Below are 25975 nucleotides of genomic sequence, written 5' to 3'. Positions count from 1 at the left end.
CGTGACCGTGCCTGGGCGAACGCGGCATCGCTTCGCGATCTGCCCGGTTCCGCTCGCCTCCGGCTTCGCTCCACCGGCCAGGTCACGCGTTCGCGCGCTTGACCGGAGCCACTTCGAGACAGGCCCCAACCGCACCGCCTCGGCGGTCAACAGGTTCGTGGTGCGGCTCACATGAGGGGGCTGTCAGAAGGACCCGGCCGCCGGTGTCTCGTGTTCGTCAGGAGGCCCGCGAACGATTTCGCGCGGCATGCCACACCACGAGTGAGGACGAAGTCATGGCGACCACGAAGGCGCCCGCGCCGCCGGCCGGCTCGCGCCGCTGGGCCGCGCTGCCGTTCATCGGCCTGGCCCAGCTCATGATCGTTCTGGACGGGACGGTCGTGAACATCGCGCTGCCGTCGCTCCAGCGGGACCTGCAGATCTCCGACGGCGACCGGCAGTGGATCATCACCGCGTACACGCTCGCGTTCGGGAGCCTGCTGCTGCTCGGCGGCCGGATCGCCGACTACACCGGCCGGAAGCGGGCCTTCCTGATCGCCCTGCTCGGCTTCGCCGGGGCGTCGGCGCTCGGCGGCGCGGCGGCCGACTTCGAGATGCTGCTGGCGGCCCGCGCGCTGCAGGGCGGGTTCGGCGCGCTGCTCGGCCCGGCCGCGCTGTCGCTGCTGGCCGTGACGTTCACCGAACCGAAGGACCGCGCGAAGGCGTTCGGGATCTGGGGCGCCATCTCCGCCGCGGGCGGCGCGATCGGTCTGCTGGCCGGCGGGGCGCTGACCGACTACCTGGACTGGCGCTGGTGCCTGTACATCAACATCCCGATCGCCGTGATCGCGGCGGTCGGCGGGTTCGCGATCCTCACCGAGTCCCGGCACCCGGGCCCGGCGCGGTTCGACTTCCTCGGCGTGCTGCCGGTCACCGCCGGTCTGGTCGCGATCGTGTACGCCACCGGCCGGGCCGGGTCGGACGGCTGGGGCTCGGCGAAGGTCATCGGCCTGCTGGCCGCCGGCGCGGTGCTGCTCACCGCGTTCACCCTCGTCGAGAGCCGCGTCGCGCAGCCGCTGCTGCCGCTGCGCGTGATCGCCGACCGTACCCGCGGCGGCGCCTACCTGGCCGTGGGCCTCGCCGTCATCGGGATGTTCGGGGCGTTCCTCTTCCTGACGTACTTCATGCAGGTCGTCAAGGGGTACTCGCCGATCAGAACGGGCACGGCCTTCCTTCCGATGGCCGCGGCGGTGCTGCTGTCGGCCGGCGGGCTCACCACCCGGCTGCTGCCCAAGGTCCCGCCGCGCGCGCTGATCGTCCCCGGCATGCTCGTCAGCTCCGCCGGGATGCTGTGGATGCTCACCTTGGAGCCCGGCACCCCCTACGCCGCCGGCGTCCTGGTCGCGGAACTCCTGCTCGGCTTCGGCGCGGGCATGATCATGCCGGCGTCCCTCGACTACGCCACCCACGGCGTCGACCCGGGCGACTCCGGGATAGCTTCGGCGAGCGTCAACACCGCGCAGCAGATCGGCGGTTCGATCGGCACCGCGCTGCTCAACACCATCGCCACCGCGGCCACCGCGGACTACCTGGTCTCCCACGCCTCGCACGGCCCGAGCCCGGCCGTCGCCAAGCAGGCACTGGTGGAGGGCTTCGGCGCGGCCGGCGCCTGGTCCGCGGGGATCCTCGCGGCCGGCGCACTGATCGTCGCCGTCCTGATGAACACCCCGCGCCCCGAGCACCGCCCCGCCCCCGAAGACAAGATCGTCCCCAAGAACCAGCCCGCGCCTGAAGACCAGACTGTGTTCGAAGACCAGACCGTGCTTGGGGACCAGACCGCGCCTGAAGACCAGACCGTCGCCGAGGAGGACGGGGCCCCGGACCTGCCGCCTGGCACCCCCGCCCACAGCGTCTGACAGACCGCGCCCGCGACCCCGGACCGGCCCCACCCCGCACCGCGCGCCGGCGGCCCGTGGATCAGGAAGCTGGTCCGGGCTCGCCGGCCACGGTCGCCGACCGCGCCCGTGATGTCGCTCAGACGAGCCGGCGGCGACCGGCAGGGGTTCCCTTGAGAGCGCCGAGCCGCAGCAGCCAGTTCGCATACCAGTCGGCGAAGTCGAGGCCAGGGGTGAGCGTGCCGCGAAGGCCGCGCACTTCGTCGCGCCAGACCCGCCCGGGGGACGCCCCGGTCACGACCATCCGGAAGTACGCCCCATGCCCGATCTCGGCGATGATCATTGATCCGGTCAGCACGTCCTCGTAATCCGCGTACTCGTCCGGTTCCTCGAAACGCTCACCGGGAACGCGAGCGGTGAACGGGAACGGTGTCGCCAGATAACGGGGCGCGTAGACACCGCGGTCCGCCCACTTGGCAGACCGGCGAAGCGGCCACAGACCGTGCCCCGGCCCCGCACCCCCGTCACCGACGCGCAGGACAAAGCCGCGATATGACTCAGGAAGACGGACATCGAGACGTCGTTCCAGGTCGAGGACGTACTCCAACCGGCACGGCGGCCCCAGCTCGCCCTTGTCGCCCAGCGAGGCAAGGGCAGCAAGAACCACCTGGCGATTCCACATCCATTCCATGCGCGTCTACTCCACGGCGCATCCATCCCTTGGCGAATCGGCGCTTTCCGCGAGCATAAGCTGCACCGGCGGCATGTCCACGGGGATTTCGGCTCCATCGCCCCGGGCTTTCGAGACGCACCGGGCCGCACGAAGCTCAGCGGGCGTCCGGGGCGGGGGGACGGTCGCGGAGGTAGGTCAGGACGGCGAGGACCCTGCGGTGCGTGTCGTCGGTCTGGGGAAGGTCGAGCTTGGCCAGGATGCTGCGGACGTGCTTGCCCACGGTCGCGTCGGTGACGACCAGCCGCCGGGCGATGGCGGCGTTGGAGTGCCCTTCGGCGATCAGCGCGAGGACCTCGTGCTCGCGCGGGGACAGCGCCGCGAGCGGGTCCCGGCGGCGGCCGATGAGCTGCCGGATGACCTGCGCGTCCACCACCGTGCCGCCGCCCTGCACCTGGCGCAGCGCGGCGACGAAGTCGGCGACGTCCACCACCCGGTCCTTGAGCAGGTAGCCGACCCGGCGGCCGTCGCCGGAGTCGAGCAGGTCGGCGGCGTAGCTCAGTTCGACGTACTGGCTGAGCGCCACCACCGCGAGGCCCGGGTCGGCGCGGCGCAGCCGGACGGCGGCGCGCAGCCCCTCGTCGGAGAAGTCCGGCGGCATCCGGATGTCGGTGACGACCAGGTCGGGGCGGTGCTCGGCGACGGCGTCGAGCAGGGCCTCGGCGTCCTCGACGGCGGCGACGACGTCGAAGCCGAACCTGGCCAGCAGCCCGGCCAGGCCCTCCCGCAGCAGGACGCCGTCCTCGGCGAGGACTATCCGGACGGCGGTCGGTTCGGTTCGCAAGGCAGCTCCACACGGACGAGGGTCGGGCCCCCGGCGGGGCTCGACACGAGCAGTCTGCCGTCGATCACCGCCACCCGGTCGGCGAGGCCGGTCAGCCCGGTGCCGCGGGCCGGGTCGGCGCCGCCCCCGCCGTCGTCGGTGATCTCCAGGGTGAGGACGCCGCCGGCCAGGCGCGCGACCACCGCGGCCCGGTCGGCGCCGCTGTGCTTGGCGGCGTTGGTGAGCGCCTCGGCGGCGGCGAAGTAGGCCGTGCTCTCGACCTGGCGGGGCGGCCGTCCGGGCAGGTCGGCCTCGACGGTGACGGCGAGCGGGGACCGGTCGGCCAGCTCGCCCAGCGCCGCCGCCAGGCCCCGGTCGGTGAGGACGCGGGGATGGATCCCGTGGACGAGTTCCCGCAGCTCGGTCATGAGCAGCTTGGCCTCCGCGTGGGCGTCCGCGACACTGCCGGCCGCCGGGGATCCGGGCGGCAGGTCCACGCGGGCGATCCCGAGTTTCAGGGTGAGCGAGAGCAGCCGCTGCTGGGCTCCGTCGTGCAGGTCGCGTTCGATGCGGCGGCGTTCGGCCTCGAACGCGTCGACCAGCCGCGCCCGGGATTGCGCGACCTCGACGAGTTCCGCCTGGAGCCGCCCGCCGGAGCCGTTGCCCAGCAGCGCCCGGGCGAGCGCGCCCTGCGCCCCGGCGACCAGGGCCAGCAGATACGGGACGGCGGGCAGCAGCACCAGCCCCGCCACCGCGTAGGGCAGCGCGGCCTCCGAGGTCGCGATCCTCACCGGGCCGAGCACCATCGGCCCGTCGCCGCCGAGCAGGATCAGCGGGGCGGTCACGGCACCGAACTCGAAGGCCAGCGCGGACAGCAGCGCCGCGTACAGGACGGGGACGGCGGCGGCCAGCAGCAGGAAGTATCCGAGCGCGCGCCAGGTGACCGGCTCGGTGTAGCGGGTCCGCAGCCACGGCAGGACGCCCCGTTCGGGCGGCCGCCGATGCCCCGGGCCCGCCGGGCGGACGTCCACCATGCGGAGCCGTCGCCGTTCCAGCCCGGTCAGCGGGATGGTCGCCGCCGGCCCGAGCCCGGCGACCAGCAGGAGCCCGAGGACGGCCGGCAGCGCCCGCTCGCCGAGCGCGGCGTCGGAGACGGCGGCCAGGAGCAGCGGCACACCGAGCAGAGCCAGCGGCAGACCCGCCGCGACCACGACGGCGACGGTCGACAGCAGGTAGCCGGCGGCGCGCCAGGGCCAGGCCGTCAGAAGGAACCCGCGGCGTCCCATCGCGGCAAGAAGGGTGGGCGGCGGGTCGTTCGGCACAGCCGTACGCTAGCCGACCCCGCGACGTGCCCGGCCTCCACGAACGCAGGGGTAGTGCTAGGCATACCACCAAGTTGGTGGATCACCGTGATGCGGCCGCCGGTGCCTCGGCGGTGGGATCGGAGCATGAGACGAAAGCTCCCCGCACGAATGGTCGCGCCCCTGGCCGGCGTCACCGCCGCAGCGCTGATCGGCGGGATCGGATACGCCTGGCCCCGGCCCGCCGAGCGCGCGGCAGAGGCAGCGTCCCACCAGACCGCGCCTCACCAGACCGCGGGCTGGTCTCAGAGCTGGGGCGCGGCGATGCAGCGGCCGATCGCCGGCGGCGAGGACGAGGGGCCGAACTGGTCGGTGGAAGGCTTCGGCGACCACTCGCTGAGGCAGGTCGTCCGGCTGAGCGCGGGCGGCGCGAAGGTGCGGATCCGGCTGTCCAACCTGTACGGGACCCGGCCGCTGCGGGTCGCCGCCGCGGCCGTCGCCCGTTCGGCGGGCGGCGCCCAGGCGTGGCCGGGCACCATGGCCGCGCTGACCTTCGACGGGACGCGGTCCGCCACCGTGGCGCCGGGCGCCGAGATCGCCAGCGATCCGGTGCCGCTGGCCACCGCGCCACTGGAGAAGCTGGCGGTGACGCTGCGGTTCACGGGCGCGACGGGGCCCGCGACCTTCCACCGCTTCACCACCCAGCCCGCCTACCGCGCCTCCGGCGACCACCTGTCCGACGAGGGCGGCGGCGCCTACACCGCCTCCACCGACGCGCTGTACTACCTGGCGGGCGTGGAGGTCACCAGCGGGAACGGCAGTGCCAGCGGTAACGGCAGTGCAAGCGGGAACAGCACCGGCGGAGCCCGCACGGGCGAGAACGGCGCGGGCACGGTGGTCGCGTTCGGGGACTCGCTCATCGACGGCGTCGGAGCCGCGCCGGGCGCCGACGCGCGACTGCCGGACGCGCTGGCCGAACGTCTTGCCGCCACCCGCAGCCCACTCAGTGTCGTCAACGCGGGCATCGGCGGAAACCGGCTGCGCTACGACTCGGCGTGCAGCGGAGAGAAGGCCACTGCCCGCTTCGCCCGCGACGTCCTGGACCGTCCCGGCGTGCGGGCGGTGATCGTCCACCTGGGCGCCAACGACATCCGCGTCACTCCCGGCGACCCCTGCCTGCGGCCGGGCGGACCGGCGACCGCCGCGCAGGTCATCGCCGCCCAGCGGCAACTGATCCGCGCCGCCCGCGCCCGCGGCCTCAAGGTCGTCGGGACGACCATCATCCCGTTGAAGGGCGCCCTCTTCCCCGTCTGGACACCCCAGGTCGAGAAGAACCGCGACGCCGTCAACCACTGGATCCGGACCAGCGGCGCCTACGACGCCGTCCTGGACGCCGACCGCATCATGGCCGACCCCGCAGACCCGGACCGTCCCCGGCTCTCGTACGTCTACCAGGACGGGCTGCACCCCAACGACGCGGGCTACCAGGCCCTCGCACGCGGCCTCGACCTACGGACCCTGCGATGACAGACCCGGCAAGGACAGACCCTCCAATGACGGGACCGCCCTTGACGGGACCGCCCTTGACGGGGCCTGCGATGGGAGGCCCCGCGACGAATCGCACCACGACGGGTCCTGCACTCACGGATCCCGCCCGCGTGCATGCCGCCGTCCCGGTCGCACCGGTGCAGATGTACCAGGTGAGCAGGCACTACGGGACGGGGGAAGCACGAGTGCAGGCGCTGACCGACGTCAGCGTGACGTTCCCCGCCGGTTCATGGACCGCCGTGATGGGCCCATCGGGCTCGGGCAAGTCGACCTTGCTGCACTGCGCCGCGGGCCTGGACCGGGTGACCTCCGGGCACGTCCTGCTCGCCGGGCAGGACGTCACCCACGCCACCGACGCGACGCTGACCGCGCTGCGGCGCCGCGCCGTGGGGTTCGTCTTCCAGAACTTCAACCTGATCGGCTCGCTCACCGCCGAGCAGAACGTCGCGCTTCCTCTGAAGCTGGCCGGGGCCCGGCCTTCGCGCAAGGACGTGCGGGCCGCCCTAGCCGACGTCGGTCTGGCCGACCGCGCGCGGCACCGTCCGCGCGAGCTGTCGGGCGGGCAGCAGCAGCGGGTGGCGATCGCCCGCGCCATGGTGACGCGGCCTTCGGTGCTGTTCGCCGACGAACCCACCGGGGCCCTGGACACCGGATCGGCCCGCACGGTCCTGCGGCTGCTGCGCCGCATGGTCGACACCGCCGGGCAGACCGTCGTGATGGTCACCCACGACCCGGTCGCGGCGGCGAGCGCGGACGCGGTCGTGTTCCTGTCCGACGGCCGCGTCGCCGACCGCCTGATCCGTCCGTCCGCCGCCCAGGTCGCCGAGCGGCTCACCCGGTTGGAGGACTGACGCGTGCTGCGCATCTCCGCCAGCACCGTCCGGGACCGCTGGCCGCTGTTCACCGGGGCCCTGCTGACCGTCTCCCTGGGCGTGGCGCTGGTGCAGTCGTCGGTCCTCGTGCTGCTCTCGACGGGCGAGCCGAAGATCCCGCCGGGCACTTCCGGCCGGACGGCCGAGCAGATCCGGGAGGGGTACGTCGGGGCCGCCACGCTGCTGGGCATGGCCACACCGCTGGCGATGTTCCTGGCGGTGTTCATCGTGGGCTCGACGTTCGCGTTCGCCGTGGAGCAGCGGCGCAAGGATCTGGCCCTGCTGCGCATGCTCGGCGGGAGCCGTCCCCAACTGGTGAGGCTGCTGCTGGGCGAGGCGTTCCTGCTAGGGCTCGCCGGCAGCGTCGTCGGGATCTTGCTGGGCGTGCCGGGCACCTGGCTCCAGGCCCGGCTGCTCGTCGGCATCGGGCTGCTGCCCAGTGGCTTCTCCCCGCGCTGGTCCGCCGGAGTCCTCCTGATGTCGCCCGGCGTGGGGATCAGCGTCGCGATCTTCGGCGTGCTGTCGGCCTCCTACCGCGCGGCCCGGGTTCGTCCGCTGGACGCCCTGCGGGGCGCCCCGCGCGCGACCCGCGTGATGACGGTCGGACGCTGGCTGTCGGGGGTGTCCTCCCTCGCGCTGACGATCCTGATGATCTCGGCGGGGCACGGCGCCGACCTGCTCGGCGCCCTGCTGTTCGGGATGGCGGTGTCGATCTTCGGATCGATCGCGCTCAGCGCGCTGAGCCCGCTCGCCGTCCCGCTGGTCGGCCGGGCGCTCGGGACGGTGCTGCGCACCGGCGTGCTCGGCGAGCTGGCACAGGCGAACCTGCGCGACGCGGTACGGCGCAGCGCCTCGACGGCCGCGCCCGTCATCGTCCTGGTCGGCCTGCTGATCGGCCTCACCGGCGCGCTGAACTCGCTGGCCCGCGCCACCGGCGCCGACCTCGAACGGCTCACCGCCGCCGACCTGGTGGTCACCTCGAAGGGGGCCGCCGCCGCCCGAATCCCGCAGGTTCCGGGCGTCGCCGTGGCGTCCCCGCAGAGCCCGGTGGAGATGTCGGTGACGTCCCGGCACCGCATCGAAGGCCGCTCCTACCGGCAGACCCGCTACTCGGGCATCACCGCCGTGGACGCCACCGCCTACCGGCGCACCCACCGCCTCACCCTGCGCTCCGGCTCCCTGGACGCGCTGCACGGCCGCACCATCGCGATCGGCCCCCAACTGGCCACCGAAGGCGTCCGCAACGGCGACGTCACGGCACGGATCGGCTCCCGCAAGCTCAAGCTGCGCATCGTCGCGCGCCTGCCGGAAGTCCTGGAGAACGGCAGCGACAACTTCCTGGTGCCGCGCGAACTCGTCCCCGCCGAGATGCTCGCGGACGCGCCCACGGAGACGCTGGTTCAGGTCGCTCCCGGCGCATCGCCGCAGGCGGTCGCCACCCGGATCCGCGCCGCCGGGCTCGGTGAGGTGCGCACCCTCCGCCAATGGGCCGACGCCAGAGTGGCGGACCAGCAGCGCGGCACCACGGGGATCATGTCCGTCCTGATGGGCATGTCCGGCCTGTACGCCGCCATCGCGGTCATCAACGCCGTCGTGATCGCCGCCGCCGAACGCCGCACCGAGTTCGCCGTCGCCCGCGCCACGGGCCTGACCCGCGCCCAGGTCGTCCGGATGGCCGTCATCGAGTCCGCCGCGGTCACCTTCATCGGCCTGACGCTGGGTTCCCTGGTCGCGGCGGGGGCCCTGGCGGGCTTCTTCCCGAAGATGCAAGGCGTCCGCGTTCTCGCCGTCCCGTGGAGCCTGCTCGGCCTGCTGACCGTCGTCTTCCTGGCCGTCTCGGCCGTGGCCGCCGCCCTGACCACGGTGGCCGCGACGAGACCGTCCCCCACGGCCCTGCTCGCCGCCCGCGACTAGACACCCCCATGCATAAAAAGGGTTTGAGTGAGGCGGCGACCCGTTGCTACCGTCCTGCTCGGCCGTGAAGACGTCGCTAGGAGGTGAGACCCGTGAACCCTGTCACCCATGGGTGCTCCCTCAGCCCGTCACGGTCCGGCGGCTGACGATCGGTGTCGCCAGGAGCGCCTGAAAATCGAGGCACTCCTGAAGGAGACTCCGATGAACCCAAAACCTTTTACATCCGGCCTGAGCGAGCACGCGGTGAAAATCACGCGCGTCGCGGACAGGCAATGGCATGCACTGGACGACGACCTGGTGGTCGGCCGTGGGTATGCGGCCCACCGGCCCGACGGACGCTTGTTCGTCGGCATCGACGCCTGGCACGACACCGCCTTCGACCGGCTCGCCGAGGCGATGCTCCCGGAACTGCCGGCGCCGCTGTACACGGTGGTCGATGAAGCCGACGTCGAAATGACGGACAGGTGGCGGCGGGCCGGTTTCACGATCCGGCGCCGCGAGTGGGAGTACGCCGTCCCGACCGACCCGCGCGTCACAGGGCTCGCCGAAGTCCTGCCGCCTCCGGGCGTGACGATCGTGCCCGCCGGTCAGGCGGACGAGGGCCTGCTGCGAGAAGTGGACCGCGCCATCCGCGACGAGGTCGAGGCGACCGTCGGATGGTGGCGGTCGATGCCCGCGGAGGTGCTTCCCCGTCCCGAAGACGACACCATCGTCGACCCGTCGAAGTACGCGGTGGCCGCGACGCCGGACCGATACCTGGGTCTGATCCGGGTGGTGACGGTGATCCGGCCGCACATCGGCCTGATCGCGGTCCGCGCCGCTGAGCAGCGCCGCGGCATCGCCCAGGCGCTGCTGGCCCACGCACTGGAGAGACTGCACCACTCCGGGTTCACCGAGGCCTGGACCGAAGTCCACGAGTCCAACCAGGCCGCCTCGGCACTTTTCGAAGGCATCGGGGCCCGGTCGGTGTCCAGCAACCTGGAGCTGGTCCGATGACGAGGAACAAGCACGGCCTCGAACTCGAAGGCAAGGTCGTCGAGTGCCTGCGCAGCGCCATGTTCACCGTGGAGTTCGAGGGCGGACACCGGGTGCTCGCGCACATCAGCGGCAAGATGCGGCAGAACTTCATCAAGATCTACCTGGAGGACCGGGTCCTGGTGGAGCTCTCCCCATACGACCTGACCCGCGGCCGAATCGTCTTCCGCTACCGCAACTAGCGCCGGGCGCATTCCGCGATAGCTGATCCGGGGCCCCGGTCACGGCGTTCTCACGTGGCCGGGGCTCCGATGATCTCCAGCACCACCCCACCAGGCCGCGATCGCCCGGGTCGTGACCGATCGGGGGAAGGCAGCGGCTCTCGCGCCGCCCTCCCCCGCCGTCTCAGGCGGACTCGGTGGGGAGGTCGGCCTCCACCCAGTCCTGGATCCCCTCGCGGTACTTGCGGACGTTGGTGTAGCCGAGGGCAGTGAGCCGGTCGGCGACCTGGCCGCTGTTGCCGCACGCCGGGTTCGAGCAGTACGTGACGATCGCGGCGTCGCGGTCGGGGAGCAGGCCCGGCGCCCGGGCGTCGACGTCGGCCGGGACCAGCTCGACGGCGCCGGGAAGATGCTGCTCGGCGTAGTACTCCCCGCCCAGTGTGTCGAGGACGGTCACCGAGCCCGTCTCGATCGCCGCCTTCAGCTCGTCACGGGTGATGAGTGCGGTCATGTCACTGCCTTCCAATCAAATAGGACCACGGTCCGCTTTCATTGGAGATGATACGGACCACAGTCCGATTAGGCAATGACGCGCCGGCTCGGGCGTCCCACCACTGCCCACGTCGAGCCCGCCCGTCCGGCGAGGCGGGGGGGGAAGCGCGGCCGCACCCCAGGGGGTCGGGTGCGTCCACTCGCCGGACGGGCGGGGGCCCTAGAGGGCCAGCCGCGCCCAGACGACCTTGCCGCGACCGCCGCTGATCAGCCGGTATCCGCAGCCGCCGGTCGCCAAGAGCCGCACCATCATCAGGCCCCGTCCACCCTCGGCCTCGGCATCGGCCTCCGGCACGACGGGCGGCGCAGGGGACGGGTCCCACACCCGGAACTCGACGGCACCGTCCACGAGCGCGACCCAGGCCTGGATCTCATGCCCCTCGACGGCGTGCACCACGGCGTTCGTCGCCAGCTCCGACATGATCGTCCGCCCGGCATGGTCGAGCCGCCCCAGCCCCCACGCCTCACACGCCTGCGTCACGAGCGACCGCGTCAGATACACGCTCTCCGGATAAGCCCGCCACCGAAGCGCGAACTCGTTAGGCGCCTTTGACGGACGCTTGTCCCGCTTGTCCTGAATGCCATTCTTCTCAGGCCACCTTTCTCCCTGAACCCTGTCCTCACCTTTCCGCCGCCGGTTAAGCTTGTCGCGTTTCGTTCAGTGATCCCTAAGTGAAGGATCTTGAATGGCACGATTAGATCGCCTTGACCCCGACCACAACCTGTGGCACTGGCTGTCCGTTGACCTGCGAGTTTGGCGCGAAGAACGCAACCTTTCCCAGGTGGACGTAGCTCAGATCTGCGGCGTCGATAATTCCACAGTTTCAAACTGGGAATCGGGCAGCGCGAAAATCCCCCAACGACACACCGAAACTCTTGACCGGGTTTGGCGCACTCGCGGTCATTTCACCCGACTTCGAGGACTTGCCGACAGCAGCCACGACCCCAACTGGTTCCAGCAGTTCGCCGCCTACGAGCGGCGAGCTTCAACCATCAGCCCATACTCAGCGCTGGTAGTCCATGGTCTCCTGCAGACTCCGGACTACATGCGCGCATTGATCGTCGGTGGCCAGAACATCGAGGACGTGGATGCCGCAGTCGAGGAGCGAATGGCGAGGCAGGAAGTCCTCTCAGGTCAGGATCCACCGAACCTCTGGATACTGATCAAAGAGTCGGTCCTATGGGACGTCATCGGCTCCACGGAGATCATGAGAGCGCAACTCGCACACCTGATCGAGGTGAGCCAACGCCGTAACGTCGTTGTTCGTGCCGTGCCGCGCAGCGTAGGAGCCCACCCGGGAGTTGATGGATCGTTCACTCTCCTCGAAGTAGATCGGAGAGGGGTGGCCTGGTCGGCGGCGGTCGGCGGCGGGCGTCTGGTCACGGACCCTGCCAAGGTCCATGACTACCGGGTACGGTATGACCGAATTGGCGCTGATGCCCTGTCCCGAGATTCCACGCGGATTCTCATAGCCAAGGTCATGGAGGCACTGTGATGAGCAAGCCAATTTGGCGCAAATCCCTGCGGAGTGGCACAGGCGGCGCTGGCGGCGAAGAATGCGTCGAGGTGGCCGCTCTCGCAGAGGGACGCGGCATCAGGGACAGCAAGGCACCCGACACCGGCCACCTCACCCTGACCCTCACGAGCTTCACCCAACTCATCACCCGCGCGAAGCGCGGAGACCTAGACCTCTAACCCTCCCGACAACGCGGACGGCCTCCGCCTTCGACCGTCGTTCGGAATCGGCCGCTCGAAGGCGAGGCTCGCCCAGCGCCGACCACCTTAAGCAAGCCGGAACGGCGAAACGGCGACCCATCAGGATTCGAAGCGGATGTCGCGAGTGGCGGCGTCGGCGGCGGCGAAGGCCAAGAGCCGTTCACCCTCATCGGCCAGCGCATCCTTGTGTCGCGACGCGAGCTGCTCATAGGGCCGGACGAGCAGCGTCGCGGTGTCCCGTTCACGTTCCAGTTGCCAGTCACCGGCGGTGAACCCGTCCAGGAGCACTATGCCGGGCAGTGGACGGCGCGTGGCGTAGTTCTGCGCGCGGAAGGCGTCGGTGATGACGCGGCCGCGGTCGGCGTGCGACAGCAGCAGATTGTCGAAGTCGTACAGAAGACGCGGCGGCGCGGGGGTGTCGGGATCGGGCCGGGGAGCGTCGGGGACGTCGAACAGTTCACGCCCGTCGTCGTCGGTGAAGACGGCCAGGCGGGGACGCAGCCGGTTCACCACCTCCCGCAACCGCGTCAGCCCTGACCACTTCTGCACGTCCTTCACGGACGCCGGGCCGAACGCCGCCAGGTAACGCAGGACCATCTCCTCAAGGGACGCGTCGGCCGCCAAAGATCGGCCCAGCCACACCTCGGCAGTCGTGTGCGCGATGGGCCCGCTTCGCCCCCACACACCCCGGGGCGGCACCTGCACCAACGCCATCCTGTTGCGGGCCGCGTACGCGAGCGACGCCGGGGGCCGGTCGCCCCATCCCGCCGCCCGGCCGTGTTCGGCCAGCAGCGCGCCGAGTTCCTTGCTCGTACGCGGCTTCTCCTTAACCAACGGCCGGGCGGCGGCGACCAACTCGTCCATGTCCAAGCCCTGGACGGGTTCGCCGTGGGTGTGGTTGGAGAACAGGTCGCGGTCCAGGACGGGCTGGGTCAGCGGGCGCAGCCACAGGCAGTCGCGCGCACTCACCAAGTGGATCGTCGAACGCATCAACGCGATGCGCACCAGTTGCCGGTCGAGGAGCAACTGCCCGATCTGCTCCGGGCGCACGTCCTCCAGCCGTACGCCCAGGCCCACGTACCACGAGTGCGGCGTCTGCGCCTGCAGACCCACCAGATGCTCTACCGCCTCCACCACGGGCAGTGTCGAACGGGCCAGCAGCAGTTGCCGGTCGAGCGTGGCGCGGTTGAGCGCGCGGCGAGTGAGCATCGGTGTCACACAGGTCAGAGTAGGGGCGGAAGAACTCGTTGCTCCGCGACAAGCAGCCCTGCCAACCCTCACGCAAACCCGCCGCCCATCTCCGACGCCATCGCCGACACCCTTATGGGAGCAGAAGCATGAGCGCCCCGCCCGACGCCTGGCGAAGCCACGCACAAGCCCTGACCGTCCTACTCAGAGCGCCTTGCCCATGGCCCGCGCCGGGGTCGCTGTAGATATAGGTCTCGGCCGCCGCACCGTCCACCACCAGAAGCGGCTCATGGCGCAGCAGGAAACCGAAGTTCCGCGAACGCCGTGCCAACTCCCCGAACGAGTCGACCATGTCTCATCACCCCGCACCCCGAGCATTGCGACGAACGTTGCGGGATATCTGCTTCGCCCCCATTCTTCCCGGCGGTGGGGTGACGCGCGAGTATGCCACTCGGCTAGCAGACGACGGGACTCTTGGGCATACACCCATAGCTTCCGGGCTTTTTGGGCGTTCGGGAGTATTCAACTGCACTACACACGCGGCAGTCGGCCTTACGATGCCTGAGGAGTCGGGAGGGAATCTTGGAGATCGGCGCAGTCGACAGCCTGGCGACGAACGTGGTCATCCCCGGATCGGCCCAGGAGCCGATCGAGGTCTACATCGATCACGTCGCCCTGCGTATGGCCATCGTGGAGCGCGCTGGGGCCAGAACCATCGGCTCCGACTGGGACGTGGCCGGCGTCTACGCACTCCTCGACCCCACCGCCTCCGACGGCACCTGGGGCGTCTACGTGGGCAAGGCCCCTGCGGGCATCAGATCTCGCCTGTCGACCCACCTCAGCCAAAAAGACCACTGGTCGCGCGCCGTCCTCGTCCGCAGGGACACCAGGTACGGCTTCCACTCGGCCCAAGTCGGATGGCTGGAAGGACGCCTGTACGACCTCCTCGACGCCGCCTCGAACGCCCGCCTCCACAACATTCGCCGTCCGGTAGACGAGACACTCCCGCCACACGATCGCCAGATGCTCGAATCCTGTGTCACGCCGTTCGTCCGCGTGCTGCGCCTCCTCGGTCATGACGCCTCGGTGCCCAGCGCGAAGCTCGAACCGACTCTCCCGCCGCCGCGCGTATCGAGCGGTAGCGATAAGAGACTCAGGCGAAAGATCCATGGCACAGTGCGAGACCTCCTTGCCGCCGGCCTGCTCGAAGCACAAGCGAAGATCGTCTCCACCAGCCCCGCTCGTCCAGCAGAGGCCACGGTCTTGCCTGACGGCCGCATCGAGTACGACGGGCGCCTCTTCGCCAGCCCCTCGGGCGCGGCGGACTACGTCACCAAGGGTTCCGAAAACGGATGGACTTTCTGGGCGGTGGATACCGACATCGGCAGAGTCACGCTCGACTCCCTCCGAAAGCGTCTTGTCCCGCCATCCCCAGGCTGATTCCCAGAGGGTGAAGCTCGGCAGGGTCGGAACGCGCGCAAGGTCGGGCGCTTCCTGGCCTTCGTCGGTCTCGCCGAAAGGTCCGGCATCTGAGGCAGCAAGGCACCCCACGCCGGGAGCCCCCTCTCCCACGAGCATCGCGCCCAACTCTTCATCCGCGTGAACGCGCAGGCTATGCCCGGTGGTGACGATCGGGGCTCGTGCGGACGGCCGCAAGGACCCCTTTGCCCTGGCTCAGGTGATTCTGGCTGCCAGCACAGCCCGGCCAAGCCGGACAGCAGCACCGGGCGGACCTTGAACTCCAGCATGTGAGTGGGCCACTGATCAACTGGCGTCAGTCTAGATCTCCGGCACCAGTCGATGCCTTGACGGCGCACCTTGCCAGATTTCCACGCAAGTTCTATGCGGCGCCTTTGAGGGTCGTGGACACGCCACCTCCTCGCGGCACAGCTGTTGGCGGGTCACCTGCTCGCGTTTCGACCACATGCGACTCGACTATCTGCGGGTCACCTGCAGGCGGGCCACCTGCAGGCGAGACGACCGTCCGCGGGTCACCTGCTCGCGGGTCGGCCGCAGGTGGACCGATCGTCCGAGGATCACCTGCTGGCGACTCGATCACCCGCGGGTCACCTGCTCGCGGGACGACTGCTCGCCGGTCACCTGTTGGCGGGTCGGATGCGGGTGGGGCGGTCGTCGGTGGGGCGGTCGTCGGTGGGGCGGTCGTCAAGGAGTCGCCCATTGGTGAGTTGGCTGTTCCTGGGCCAGCCGCCTTTGTGCCAGCGGTTCGTGGATCGACGGTTCGTGAATCGACTGTTTGCGGGCTGGCTGTTGGTGGGTCGGTCGTTCGTGTGTGGGGTGGTGGGAGGAGGCGGTAGGTGAAACGGCCGGTGATGTCTCGGGTGGAGTGGATTTGGTGCGGATTGGCGTGTTTGTAGCGGTTGTGCCATCCGCAGCACAGGGCGAGTTGGTCGATGTCGGTGGGGCTGTTGCCCAGGGCCCATCCGTTGACGTGGTCGACTTCGCACAGTGTCCCGGGGACCTCGCAGCCTTGTACCGCGCAGGTCGAGTAGAGGGTTTCCAGGACTTGACGTTGGGCGGCGGTGGCGAAGCGGACCTTGTGGCCCAGGTAGAGGGGGGTGTGGCCGCCTGCGAGCAGGAGGGGTGACACTCCGGCCGAGAGGGCGATGCGGCGGGCTTGTGGTGCGGGGATGGGGGTGCCGTCGGTGAGGCGGGCGGGGGTGTGGCTGCCGGTGAGGGTGTCCAGGTCGCAGATGAGGGTGACCTTGGTGGCCTTGTGCCCGCCCGACAGAACAGCGGTCAGTGCGGCGGCGGTCCGCTCGGGCAGGTCGCGAGGGTCGTCGAGCCCGGCGGCCAGTCCAGCCGGTCCGGTCGGTCCGGTCGGCCCAGCCGGTCCGGTCGGTTTGGCGAGGGGGGCCAGGGTGCCGTCCCAGATGGCGGTGTCTTCGGGGTTGAGCCAGCCGTTGATGTAGCGGCCGCCATCCAGGGAGCGGGTGGTGGTGATCCAGGACCGCTCATACCCGCGCTGCGCGTCCTGGGGAGCCTGGTCGTGTCCGTCGCGTTCGGTGATGACCTCGCGGATGCGGCGACCGAACGCGGCGACCTTGCCGGGCGAGAAGCCCTGACCGACCATGTCCAGCAGCAGGATCTCGGCCTTGGCGCAGTCGTCATCGTCGAGACGGGCGACAGCGTCGGCGACGGTGGTGGCGTAGCCGTAGGACAACTCGCCTCTGGCCAGCAGCTCGGTGACCGCGGGCAGCCGGTGGAGGTGCCGGGCCAGGGTGATGCGTTCTTTGGCGCGCTGATCGCGCATGCCCAGCCGCGACCTCAGCCACGCCTGCGCGGAAGGGAAGCCCCAGCGGCGCATCTCACCGCTCTCGTCGACCCGGGCGATGAACCCGACCAGCGCACTCTCCTGGACGTCGGAGGCAGCCGCTAACGTCTCGGCCAACTCCATGCACTCCGCGGCAGACTCCGGAGCGGTGCGTGCGGCCAGTTCGGAGGCGATCGCGGCGAGGGCGTTCACCAGTTCCGTGGTGGACGCCTCACCTAGATCCATATCCGTGACCGAACACATACACAGAGTTTATCGAACTGGCGGTCGAGCACCTGCCGATACCAAGCCTGATTACTGTCACCACCGCGATAGTCGGAGTCCGATGGGACTGAAATCCGATTCGCGCCCTCGGCGCCTCGCGTTTGCCGGCCGGCGGGCCGATCATTAGTCGGCTCCCGCAGCCTCCTTCCAGCAGCCCCGGACGTAGCAATGTCTGACGACATGGATGTGATGTATGAACCTTCTGTCCGAGGACGACTTCACCATCAGGCTCACGCGCGATCAGGCGTTGGTGCTCTCCGTCTGGCTCGACCGGATGGAGGCCAATGAGCAGTTCGACAGGCTGGTGAACGAAGACCGAGCAGTGTGGTCGCCGACCCTCCAGATCTCTGGAACGTTGGACAAGTCGCTGGGAGAGATCTTCATGCCTGACTACACCGCTCGTCTGGAAGCGGCCCGAGAACGGCTCAAGGACTCCCTCGGCGACCTTGGGCGTCCACCGGCGGACCTTTAGACCTCGCGGGGCGAGATAGCCATGACACCCTGCCCCTGCCCCTGCCCCTGCCTCTGCCCGCGCGCAAACCAGGAGATAGGGAGATATAGCGCGATCAGGCCGGGGACGCACTGTGCCATCGGTTTTGCTGGGAGCTGCGACGCCCCGCGTCACCTGGCGGTCGGTAGTCGGTGTAGTGCCTGCTACGTTGCCGTTTCATGACAACGTGCATGCTGGCGCGGGCGTTCGTGAACGCTGAAGGGGCTCACGGAAATCCCGCGTTGGTCGTGGTCGAGCCGGAGGGCGCGACGGCGACGTCCCAGCAGCGTCAGGACCTCGCGGACGATCTCGCGGTTCCCGCCACCGTGTTCGTCCACGACGCCGCCGAGGGCCGGGTGAGCATCCACAGCAACTATGGGTTGCCCATTCGCTTCGGCGGTCATCCCTCGCTCGCCGCGGTCGAGGTCCTGCACCACCTCGGCTTCCATGTCACCGCCATCACCCCTGAAGCAGGCGGCGTCTCATGCCGCCGCGATTCCGATGGCACCGTCTGGCTGACCGCTCCGGCGTCCTGGTCCAAGCCCTGGCGGCACTACCAGATGGAGGACGCCGAGGAGATCGACGCGCTGACCGGGCTGCCCGCCGGGGAGGACTTCACCCAGGTCTGGGCCTGGATGGACGAACCCGCGGGCCGGATCCGCGCCCGGCTTTGGGCGCCGCGCATCGGCAAGGGCGAGGACGAGGCGTGCGGCAGCGCCTCCATGCTGCTGACCCTGAAGCTGGCTCGCCCGCTCGAAGTCCTGCACGGCCGCCACCACTCGCTCATCCTCACCCGGCCTGTGGACGAAGAACTCGTCGAGCTCGGAGGACGCTGCGTCCTCGACCCGCCGTCCGCCGAGGTCCAGGCCAAGGTTGACGCCTTCTATGGCCGGACGGCCTGACCGCAGCAGCGCCGCAGCATCAGGGCGCCGTTTCTGGTTCTCATCGATGAGGTCGACGATTCCTTCGTGCCGGTATGCGAAAAGCGCCGGCCCGTTGGACGGGCCGGCGCTCCTCGGCGTTGGGGTGGGGGTGTGTCAGATGCGGGTCATGGTGGACTGGTATCCGCCGCCGCCCGGGTAGACCCACTCGCCGGCGAGGGAATCGCCGTCGGCGCTGAAGGTGCCCTTGAAGTAGGCGGGGCTGCCCTTCGCGCCGCCCCAGATGGTCAGCTGGTCGCCGGTCAGCTCGTAGACGTAGTCGAAGGTGTTTCCGAACGAGTCGTAGTACCGCGACATCACGTCCTCCCCGGCGGGCTCACCGAACGGGCGGAGGTTGCCGATCACCTCGATGCCGGTGACGGGCTCGCCGAACTGGGTGAGGTCGACGTGCTGGAGCAGGAAGTAGCGGCCGGGCATCCACTCGTAGCGCACGGTCCCTTCGGCTCCGCCGGTGACCTTCCAGGTGCCGACCAGGCGGTCGAGGGCCTTCACCTCGGCGCTCGGCGGCTCGGTCTCGTCCATGGGGGTTTCGTCCATGGGGGTTTCGTTCGGGGCGGTCTCGGACATCGCGTCCTCCTCTGTAGTGGATGTTCGCCGGTACCTCGGAGCGGCTTGACCCGTTCCGACATGACATCGGTGTGACGTAGGTCACCTGTCGACGGTGTCGAGATTCCGGACGTGGTCCCGAGGTAGCGGCGAGACCCATCGATGAGGAGGAATCCAATGGTCACCGCCACCGCCCCTTCGGCCCACGCCGCCCGCCGCACGTCCCGCGCGCTGATGGCCGGCGCGCTCGCCGGCCCGCTGTTCTTCGGCTCGGCCGTCACCCAGATGGTCCTGCGGGACGGCTTCGACATCACACGGCACCCGATCAGCCAGCTCGCCACCGGTGATCTCGGCTGGATCCAGATCGTCACGTTCGTGCTCGCGGGACTGGGCGGCGTCGCGCTGGCCGTCGGCCTCAAGCGCACGATCACCGAGGGGATCGGCCGGCGAGCCGTGCCGGTCCTCGTCGCGATCTTCGGGGTCGGGCTGGTCGCCGCCGGGCTGCTGCCGATGGATCCGGAGAAGGGCTTCCCGGTCGGCACCCCGGAGGGGCCCGTCGACCAGATGTCCTGGCACGGCGTCGGGCATTCGGTCGCGGCCGCCGTCGCCTTCACCGCCCTGGCCATCGCCGCCGTCGTGATGACCGTCCGGTGCGTGCGGCGGCGGGCCGTGTGGCCGGCCGTGCTGCACGGCGCCGTCGCGCTCGTGCTGCTGGTGCCCATGTCACCGGATCACATGAGCCTGCAGATCGCCCTGAACGGCCTGGTCGCCTTCACCTGGACGACCGTCGTCGCGCTGTTTCTGCGGCGCCGGGACATGCACCAGGGCTGACCTGGCTATACACCTGTGACCCGGCCCGCGCATTCTGGAACCAAGGGGAGAATCGTCATGAAGTACCTGCTGCTCAGCTACACCCCGGCCGCCGCGTGGGACGCCGCGACGGCCGACACTCCGTCGGAGGAGGCGCTCGCGGCGTTCGCCGAGTACCAGAAGTTCGAGCGGGAGCTGACCGAGACCGGCGAGTTCGTCACCACCGAAGGCCTCGGGCATCCGGTGGTCAGCGTCACGGTCCGCAGGGCGCCGGACGGCGTGGTCGCGACCGACGGGCCGTTCGCCGAGCTCAAGGAGGTCCTGGCCAGCTTCGCCGTGATCGACGTCGCCGGCCGGGAGCGCGCCGTGGAGATCGCCTCGCGGATCGTCGAGGTGCTCGGGGAGCCGATCGAGATCCGGCCGATCATGGGGGAGGAGTTCACGGGGTGAACGGCGACGTCGAACGTCTGCTGCGCACGGAGGCGCCGCAGGTGCTCGGCGCCCTGGTGCGGCGCTTCGGCCGCTTCGACATCGCCGAGGACGCCGTCCAGGAGGCACTGCTGGCCGCCAGCGGGGACTGGCCCGTCCACGGCGTGCCGAGCGACCCGCGCAGCTGGCTGATCAGGATCGGCTACCGGCGGATGGTCGATCTGCTCCGCTCCGACCAGGCCCGGCGCCGGCGCGAGCACGAGGCCGGGATGTCCGAGTCGGCCCTGCGGGAACCGGCCCGCCAGGCCGGTCCCCCGCAGGAGGTCGACGACAGCCTCACCCTGCTGATGCTGTGCTGCCACCCCGCGCTGAGCACCACGTCCCAGGTCGCGCTCACGCTGCGCGCGGTCGGCGGCCTGACCACCGCCGAGATCGCGCACGCGCACGGCACGACCGAGGCCACCATGGGGACGCGGATCAGCCGCGCCAAGCAGCGGCTGGCCGGCGCCGGTGCCCGCTTCACTCCCCCGACCGACGCCGACCGGGACACCCGGATGGCCGCCGTGATGCGGGTGCTCTACCTGATCTTCAACGAGGGCTACACGGCCACGGCGGGCCGGGAACTCGCCCGCGTCGACCTGACCAGCGAGGCGATCCGGCTGACCCGCATGCTCCACGCCTCGCTCCCCGGCGACGCCGAGGCGACGGGACTGCTGGCGCTGATGCTGCTCACCGATTCCCGCCGCCACGCGCGCGCCGGCGCCGACCACGAACTGGTGCCGCTGGACGAGCAGGACCGCACACGCTGGGACCCCGACCTGATCCGCGAGGGCACCGAGCTGATCGACAGCGTCTGGAATCGCGGCGCGGCGGGCCCCTACCGGCTCCAGGCCGCCATCGCCGCCGTGCACGCGGCGGCCGCGTCGCCGGAGGAGACCGACTGGCCGCAGATTGCGATGCTGTACCTCTGGCTCGAACGCCTCACCCCGACCGCGCCGATCCGGCTCAGCCGCGTGGTGGCGGTCGCCCAAGCGTACGGACCGGTCCGGGGACTGGCCCTCCTGGACGACCTCAACGGCCGGCACCACCTGGACCGGGACCCCCTCACCCGGCAGCGCGAACTCGCCGTCCGAGCCCATCTTCTGCAGATGACCGGCGAGCACGCGTCCGCCGCCGGCCTGTACCGCCGGGCGGCCGCGCTGACCGACAACCAGGTCGAGCAGCGCTACCTCCTCACCAAAGCCGACCGCCTCGCCTGACCTCAAGGTGACGGCGCGGCCGGGGTTCGGGAGCGACGAACTCGCGTGCCTTGGATATCGAGATATCGTGGTTTGTCGGTTTGACGGGACGAAGGGGATCGGCTGATGGGCGCTGCGGCGGAGTTGGGGTCGGAGGAACTGATCGAGGTGTTCAAGGCCCTCGGCAACCCCGCCCGTCTGCAGATCATGCAGTGGCTGAAGGACCCCGAGCGGCACTTCGGCGAGTGGGAGCCGATCGCGGATCGCCGGGAGGTCGGCGTGTGCGTCACGCACATCCAGGCCAAAGCGGGGCTCGCCCAGTCGACCGTCTCCAGCTACATGAGCACGCTCGAACGGGCAGGGCTCGTGCACCCCACCCGGGTGGGCAAGTGGACCCACTACCGGCGGGACGAGGAGCGGCTGGCGCGACTGGCGGAGGCGTTCGCCGTCACCATCTGATTGACGAATCGCGATATGTCGATATGATTTTCCCATGTCGACCTCGGACGCTGCTCCCGTCGCCCTGATCGTCCACGCTCACCCCGAGCCCCACTCGTTCAACACCGCCCAGATGACCACCGCGGCCCAGGCCCTGCGCGACGCCGGTTACCGCGTCGACGTCCTCGACCTCTACTCCGACGCCTGGGCGCCGACCCTCGCCCGCGACGACTTCGCATCGGCGGAGGGCTACTTCAAGCCGCAGGCCGAGCAGATGCGCGCGGTCAAGGACGGGACGCTCGACGCGACCGTCCAGGCCCACCTTGACCGGCTGCTGGACGCCGACCTGCTGGTGCTGTCGTTCCCGCTCTGGTGGTTCTCGCTGCCCGCCATCCTCAAGGGATGGGTGGACCGGGTCTTCGCCATGGGCGCGGTCTTCGGAGGGGACTACGGCCTCTTCGGCGAAGCGGCGCTCGCAGGAAAACGAGCGATGCTGTTGTTCACGACCGGCGGCCCTAGCGAGATGTTCCAGCCTGGCATCTTCGGCTCCATGGACGACTTCCTCTTCCACATCCATCGCGGAATGCTGGAATTCGTCGGCTACCAGGTGCTCGACCCCGTCATCACGTATGGACCGGCCCACATGGCCGACCAGGAACGAGCAGCGGCGCTGGAGATGGTCAATGAGTCCATCACGCGCATCGCAGCAGGTCCTAGGCCACGCGACGCCTCATTGGTGTGAGTCGGCCTCTTCGGTGAATTGCAGGACGCGCTCGTTCACGCGGTCGGCGCATTGGCCCGAGATGGCGTGCGTTGCGTCCGGCCACAGCTCTGCCCGGACGTGAGGAATCAGCCGTTGGGCTCGGTCGCGGGCGGTGGTGGGTTCGTGGATGACGCTGCGGCCGGCGACGATGGCGAGGATCGGCATGCTCAGTGAGCGAAGTTGGGCGTCCTCGAACAGCGTCGGTTGCGGCGTCGCCTTGCGGTATCCGCGCATCGCGGCGTCGATGACGCGGCCGACCGGGTCCGCGAGCGGGTCTGCGCCCTGGCCGTCGATGTAGCGCAGGAAGTGGGGCGTCGCCCGCCGTGACAAGCCCGGGATCAGGGTGGGGATCGTGCGCAGGATCAGGCCGAGCGGCATGCGGGCAAGCGTGTTGATGGGGTCGAGCAAGGTCGCCGAGGCCACCCTCTCAGGACGGCGAACGGCCAGGTTGCAGGCCGTCCAGCCACCCATCGACACACCGGCCAGGTGAGCGCGGGCCAGGCCGAGGCCCTCCAGTGTCTGGTCCAGCCATGCGGCCTGGTCGTCTGCGCTGCGGATGGGGGCCGTCTGGGTGCTGGCGCCCGGTTCGCCCAGAAGGTCGATGGAGAGGACGGTGCGCCGCCGCGCGAGCGGCTCGATGTTGGGCTCCCAGGAGACCGTCGTCCCGTTGGCGCCGTGCAGGAGCACGAGCGGCAAGCCGGGGGCGGAACCGAACCGGTACGCGCGGACCTCACCGAACGCCGTGCGCACGTCGTGGGTCTCGACCGGGGACGGTAGGAGCCGCATGCCCTCCGCGTAGGTGGTTCGAAAGCGTCGCTCCGCGTCCGGAGACTTGAACCGGCCGATCCGGTCTGGCATGGCGCACCCCCTCGTTGGCAATATGATCGTATTGCAAAAAGGAGGCGCGCATGCCAAGGCGGGTTGACCACGACCGGCGGCGGGCGGAGTTCGCCGAGGCCGTGTGGCGGATCGCGGCGGAAGCAGGGCCGGCGGCCGTGACGATGAGCGCGGTCGCCGCCGAGGCCGGGACGTCCGTCGGCCGGATCCAGCACTACTTCCCGGGCAAGGACGATCTCCTCGCCGCGGCCGCCGCAGCACTTCGCGATCGGATCGACCGGCACGTCCAGGACGCAGTCGGACGCGTTCCCGATCCCACGAACGCGACGGCCACGCTCCACGCGCTGCTCATGGCCCTCCTTCCGGTGGACGAGGAGCGCCGCGCGACCGCACTGGTCGGTGCCGCCTTCTTCCACCACACCCTGCGCCACACGGAGTCGTCCGCCCGCCACCGCCAAGGCCACGAGCTGATCGTGTCCGCCGTGGCGGACACGATCCGGGGGGCGTCGCTGTCCGGCGACGATGCCGAGCGCGAAGCCCGGCTCCTCGTCGCGCTCGTCCAGGGGCTCGCCACCCAGCTCCTGTTGGGACACATCACCGCCGAGGAGGCCGACGCGCTCGTCCGGCACCAACTCGGCCGCCTCCAGACGACCGGCGCGCCGTCGGCCCGTGGTGACCACCCGCCCGCTTGAGCATGTCCTACTTTTTCCTGTAATCGCTTTTTCCTGTAATCGACGGGAGGGCGGCGGGGTCTCTTCTGACGTGGCCGAGCGGTTCGGTCCGGTGGCGCGAAGGGATGCGGATGGACGGCGGCGAGGAGCGGCTGGTCGCGGCGGCGCAGGCGGGGGACGCGGCGGCGAGGGAACGGCTGGTGTCGGGCTGCCTGCCCCTGGTGTACAACGTCGTCGGCCGGGCGCTGGACGGCCACGCGGACGTGGACGACGTCGTCCAGGACACCATGCTGCGGATGCTGAACGGCCTCGGCGGCCTGCGCGACCCGTCGCGGTTCCGGTCCTGGCTCGTGGCGATCGCGATGAACCAGGTGCGGCGGCGCTGGTCGGCGAACCGGAGACGTCCCGCCGTCGGCCTGGACGCGGCGCACGAGCTCCCCGATCCGGGCGGCGACTTCGTCGAGATCACCATCGTCCGGCTCGGGCTGTCCGGACAGCGCAAGGAGATCGCCGAGGCCACCCGGTGGCTGGACCCGGCCGACCGTGACCTGCTCTCGCTGTGGTGGTTAGAGGTTTCGGGCGAGCTGACCCGCGCCGAGCTCGCCGCCGCCCTGGACGTGAAGCGGCGGCACGCGGCCGTGCGTGTGAACCGGATGAAGGAGCAGCTGGAGACGGGCCGGCTGGTGGTCCGCGCGCTCGCGGCGACGCCGCCGTGCCCGGGACTCGCCGAGCTCACGTCCTCGTGGAATGGACGGCCCACGCCGGTGTGGCGCAAGCGGATCGCGCGGCACGCGCGCGGTTGCGACGTCTGCCGCGCGCACCGGCACAGGCTCGCCCCGGCCGAGGTGCTGCTCGCGGGCATGGTCCTCGTCCCGCCCCCGGCCCATCTTTCGGCGGCCGAACTGGCGGGGTTCAAGCTGTCGGGCGCGGACGTCGCCCTGCACGCGTCGCACGGCGCCCGCAATGCGGTGATCGCCGGGACGGCCACGGTCGCGGCGGTCGCCGTGGCCGTCTGGTTCTTCGCCATGCCCGGTGACGAGCAGCGTCCGTCCGCCGCTCCCCCGAGGACGCCCGTCGCCACCCCGAGCGCGGCACCGGTCTCCCCCGATCCGTCGCCCACACCGTCCAGGACCCGCCGTTCGCCCAAGCCGCGCAAGACGTCCAAGCCGCCGCTCAGCCCGGGACGGCAGGTCATCCGGCTCGCCAACATCCAGCGAGCGCGGCACGGCTGCCGCCCCCTACGCGAGAATCCGATGCTGACGAGGGCGGCCCAGAAGCACTCCGCCGACATGGCCGCCCGCCGCGTGCTCTCCCACGACGGCGCGAGCGGGCAGGACCCGGGCGCCCGCATCACCGCCGCCGGATACCGGTGGCGGGCCTGGGCGGAGAACATCCAGCGGGGCGCCGCCACGCCGTCCTCGGCGGTGTCGAGCTGGATGACGAGCACCTACCACCGCGCCAACATCCTGAACTGCGATTACACCGAGATCGGCGTGGGCATCGTGTCCGGCGCCGGTGGCCCCTGGTGGACGCAGGACTTCGCCTCGCCGCAGTGAGGAGTGCGCGCCGGGGCCGCCTGTGACGGCCCCGGCGCGCACGCC

27 protein-coding genes are annotated in these 25975 nt (G+C 70.5%); 18 read left to right on the top strand and 9 right to left on the bottom strand.

Annotated elements, in window-relative coordinates:
* Positions 1-203: 203 nt before the first annotated feature.
* On the top strand, positions 204-1895 hold the full coding sequence (locus AB0C84_RS03125) for an MFS transporter (RefSeq protein ID WP_361060569.1): 1692 nt from the start codon (positions 204-206) through the stop codon (positions 1893-1895).
* A gap of 118 nt (positions 1896-2013) precedes the next feature.
* Here the strand turns inward: AB0C84_RS03125 and AB0C84_RS03120 are convergent, their stop codons facing one another.
* The 3 genes from AB0C84_RS03120 to AB0C84_RS03110 form a co-directional block, all read right to left on the bottom strand.
* Complete coding sequence (locus tag AB0C84_RS03120; protein ID WP_361060567.1) at positions 2014-2565, bottom strand: SMI1/KNR4 family protein; 552 nt, start codon at positions 2563-2565, stop codon at positions 2014-2016.
* Between the two features lie 136 nt (positions 2566-2701).
* Positions 2702-3388: a response regulator transcription factor gene (locus AB0C84_RS03115; RefSeq protein WP_361060565.1), complete on the bottom strand. Its 687-nt coding sequence runs from the start codon at positions 3386-3388 to the stop codon at positions 2702-2704.
* A complete protein-coding gene (locus AB0C84_RS03110; RefSeq protein ID WP_361060563.1) occupies positions 3358-4689 on the bottom strand; it encodes a sensor domain-containing protein in 1332 nt (443 codons plus the stop codon). Before AB0C84_RS03110 ends, AB0C84_RS03115 begins: the two co-directional genes overlap by 31 nt.
* 126 nt (positions 4690-4815) lie before the next feature.
* On the opposite strand from AB0C84_RS03110, the gene AB0C84_RS03105 reads away from it, so the two are divergent.
* The 5 genes from AB0C84_RS03105 to infA all read left to right on the top strand — a co-directional run bounded on the left by AB0C84_RS03105 (position 4816) and on the right by infA (position 10219).
* A complete protein-coding gene (locus AB0C84_RS03105; RefSeq protein ID WP_361060561.1) occupies positions 4816-6195 on the top strand; it encodes an SGNH/GDSL hydrolase family protein in 1380 nt (459 codons plus the stop codon).
* Positions 6196-6359: 164 nt separating this feature from the next.
* Entirely contained in the window at positions 6360-7067 is a 708-nt protein-coding gene (locus AB0C84_RS03100; RefSeq protein WP_361060822.1) for an ABC transporter ATP-binding protein, read from the top strand.
* A gap of 3 nt (positions 7068-7070) precedes the next feature.
* The gene (locus AB0C84_RS03095) at positions 7071-9002 is read left to right on the top strand and encodes an ABC transporter permease (RefSeq protein WP_361060559.1); all 1932 of its coding nucleotides are present in this window, start codon (positions 7071-7073) and stop codon (positions 9000-9002) included.
* Between the two features lie 201 nt (positions 9003-9203).
* Complete coding sequence (locus AB0C84_RS03090; protein ID WP_361060557.1) at positions 9204-9998, top strand: GNAT family N-acetyltransferase; 795 nt, start codon at positions 9204-9206, stop codon at positions 9996-9998.
* Positions 9995-10219 carry a translation initiation factor IF-1 gene (gene infA / locus AB0C84_RS03085; RefSeq protein WP_179844764.1) on the top strand — a complete coding sequence of 75 codons (225 nt, stop codon included), beginning with the start codon at positions 9995-9997 and terminating at the stop codon, positions 10217-10219. Before AB0C84_RS03090 ends, infA begins: the two co-directional genes overlap by 4 nt.
* Before the next feature lie 163 nt (positions 10220-10382).
* On the opposite strand, the gene AB0C84_RS03080 is transcribed toward infA, so the two are convergent.
* Positions 10383-10709: a rhodanese-like domain-containing protein gene (locus tag AB0C84_RS03080; protein WP_361060555.1), complete on the bottom strand. Its 327-nt coding sequence runs from the start codon at positions 10707-10709 to the stop codon at positions 10383-10385.
* A 201-nt stretch (positions 10710-10910) separates the two neighbouring features.
* Positions 10911-11330 carry an ATP-binding protein gene (locus AB0C84_RS03075; protein ID WP_361060820.1) on the bottom strand — a complete coding sequence of 140 codons (420 nt, stop codon included), beginning with the start codon at positions 11328-11330 and terminating at the stop codon, positions 10911-10913.
* Between the two features lie 106 nt (positions 11331-11436).
* Here AB0C84_RS03075 and AB0C84_RS03070 point away from each other — a divergent pair, with 106 nt between their 5' ends.
* Together AB0C84_RS03070 and AB0C84_RS03065 are read left to right on the top strand one after the other, a co-directional pair.
* A complete protein-coding gene (locus AB0C84_RS03070) occupies positions 11437-12246 on the top strand; it encodes a helix-turn-helix transcriptional regulator (RefSeq protein ID WP_361060553.1) in 810 nt (269 codons plus the stop codon).
* Positions 12246-12446: a DUF397 domain-containing protein gene (locus AB0C84_RS03065; RefSeq protein ID WP_361060550.1), complete on the top strand. Its 201-nt coding sequence runs from the start codon at positions 12246-12248 to the stop codon at positions 12444-12446. The genes AB0C84_RS03070 and AB0C84_RS03065 overlap by 1 nt, the downstream gene beginning before the upstream one ends.
* Positions 12447-12566: 120 nt before the next feature.
* Here the strand turns inward: AB0C84_RS03065 and AB0C84_RS03060 are convergent, their stop codons facing one another.
* Complete coding sequence (locus tag AB0C84_RS03060) at positions 12567-13676, bottom strand: winged helix DNA-binding domain-containing protein (protein WP_361060818.1); 1110 nt, start codon at positions 13674-13676, stop codon at positions 12567-12569.
* Between the two features lie 561 nt (positions 13677-14237).
* Here AB0C84_RS03060 and AB0C84_RS03055 point away from each other — a divergent pair.
* Positions 14238-15095 (top strand): hypothetical protein, encoded by an 858-nt coding sequence (locus AB0C84_RS03055; protein WP_361060549.1) that lies wholly within the window; start codon positions 14238-14240, stop codon positions 15093-15095.
* A 400-nt stretch (positions 15096-15495) separates the two neighbouring features.
* Here the strand turns inward: AB0C84_RS03055 and AB0C84_RS03050 are convergent, their stop codons facing one another.
* Positions 15496-17190 (bottom strand): DUF222 domain-containing protein, encoded by a 1695-nt coding sequence (locus tag AB0C84_RS03050; RefSeq protein WP_361060547.1) that lies wholly within the window; start codon positions 17188-17190, stop codon positions 15496-15498.
* Between the two features lie 214 nt (positions 17191-17404).
* Between AB0C84_RS03050 and AB0C84_RS03045 the strand changes: the two genes are divergently transcribed.
* Complete coding sequence (locus tag AB0C84_RS03045) at positions 17405-17683, top strand: hypothetical protein (RefSeq protein ID WP_361060545.1); 279 nt, start codon at positions 17405-17407, stop codon at positions 17681-17683.
* A 197-nt stretch (positions 17684-17880) separates the two neighbouring features.
* Complete coding sequence (locus tag AB0C84_RS03040) at positions 17881-18603, top strand: PhzF family phenazine biosynthesis protein (RefSeq protein ID WP_361060543.1); 723 nt, start codon at positions 17881-17883, stop codon at positions 18601-18603.
* Positions 18604-18738: 135 nt separating this feature from the next.
* Here the strand turns inward: AB0C84_RS03040 and AB0C84_RS03035 are convergent, their stop codons facing one another.
* The gene (locus tag AB0C84_RS03035) at positions 18739-19209 is read right to left on the bottom strand and encodes a hypothetical protein (protein ID WP_361060541.1); all 471 of its coding nucleotides are present in this window, start codon (positions 19207-19209) and stop codon (positions 18739-18741) included.
* A gap of 156 nt (positions 19210-19365) precedes the next feature.
* Here AB0C84_RS03035 and AB0C84_RS03030 point away from each other — a divergent pair, with 156 nt between their 5' ends.
* The 5 genes from AB0C84_RS03030 (at position 19366) to AB0C84_RS03010 (ending at position 22845) form a co-directional block, all read left to right on the top strand.
* Positions 19366-20019, top strand: a complete 654-nt coding sequence (locus AB0C84_RS03030; RefSeq protein WP_361060539.1) for a DUF998 domain-containing protein — start codon at positions 19366-19368, stop codon at positions 20017-20019.
* Positions 20020-20076: 57 nt separating this feature from the next.
* Positions 20077-20448 (top strand): YciI family protein, encoded by a 372-nt coding sequence (locus AB0C84_RS03025; protein ID WP_361060537.1) that lies wholly within the window; start codon positions 20077-20079, stop codon positions 20446-20448.
* Positions 20445-21686: a DUF6596 domain-containing protein gene (locus AB0C84_RS03020; RefSeq protein ID WP_361060535.1), complete on the top strand. Its 1242-nt coding sequence runs from the start codon at positions 20445-20447 to the stop codon at positions 21684-21686. Before AB0C84_RS03025 ends, AB0C84_RS03020 begins: the two co-directional genes overlap by 4 nt.
* 105 nt (positions 21687-21791) lie before the next feature.
* Positions 21792-22124, top strand: coding sequence for a metalloregulator ArsR/SmtB family transcription factor (locus tag AB0C84_RS03015; RefSeq protein ID WP_361060533.1), 333 nt, complete (start codon positions 21792-21794; stop codon positions 22122-22124).
* Between the two features lie 34 nt (positions 22125-22158).
* Complete coding sequence (locus tag AB0C84_RS03010) at positions 22159-22845, top strand: NAD(P)H-dependent oxidoreductase (RefSeq protein WP_361060531.1); 687 nt, start codon at positions 22159-22161, stop codon at positions 22843-22845.
* Here the strand turns inward: AB0C84_RS03010 and AB0C84_RS03005 are convergent.
* Positions 22834-23724, bottom strand: a complete 891-nt coding sequence (locus tag AB0C84_RS03005; protein WP_361060529.1) for an alpha/beta fold hydrolase — start codon at positions 23722-23724, stop codon at positions 22834-22836. The genes AB0C84_RS03010 and AB0C84_RS03005 overlap by 12 nt on opposite strands.
* A gap of 50 nt (positions 23725-23774) precedes the next feature.
* Here AB0C84_RS03005 and AB0C84_RS03000 point away from each other — a divergent pair, with 50 nt between their 5' ends.
* Positions 23775-24395, top strand: a complete 621-nt coding sequence (locus AB0C84_RS03000; RefSeq protein ID WP_361060527.1) for a TetR/AcrR family transcriptional regulator — start codon at positions 23775-23777, stop codon at positions 24393-24395.
* A gap of 110 nt (positions 24396-24505) precedes the next feature.
* Entirely contained in the window at positions 24506-25930 is a 1425-nt protein-coding gene (locus AB0C84_RS02995; RefSeq protein WP_361060525.1) for a sigma-70 family RNA polymerase sigma factor, read from the top strand.
* The last annotated feature ends 45 nt before the right edge of the window (positions 25931-25975 follow it).

The sequence above is a fragment of the Actinomadura sp. NPDC048955 genome (genome assembly GCF_040649435.1).
GTDB classification, from domain to species: domain Bacteria; phylum Actinomycetota; class Actinomycetes; order Streptosporangiales; family Streptosporangiaceae; genus Spirillospora; species Spirillospora luteofluorescens.
This window is presented reverse-complemented; position numbering and strand designations above follow the sequence as displayed.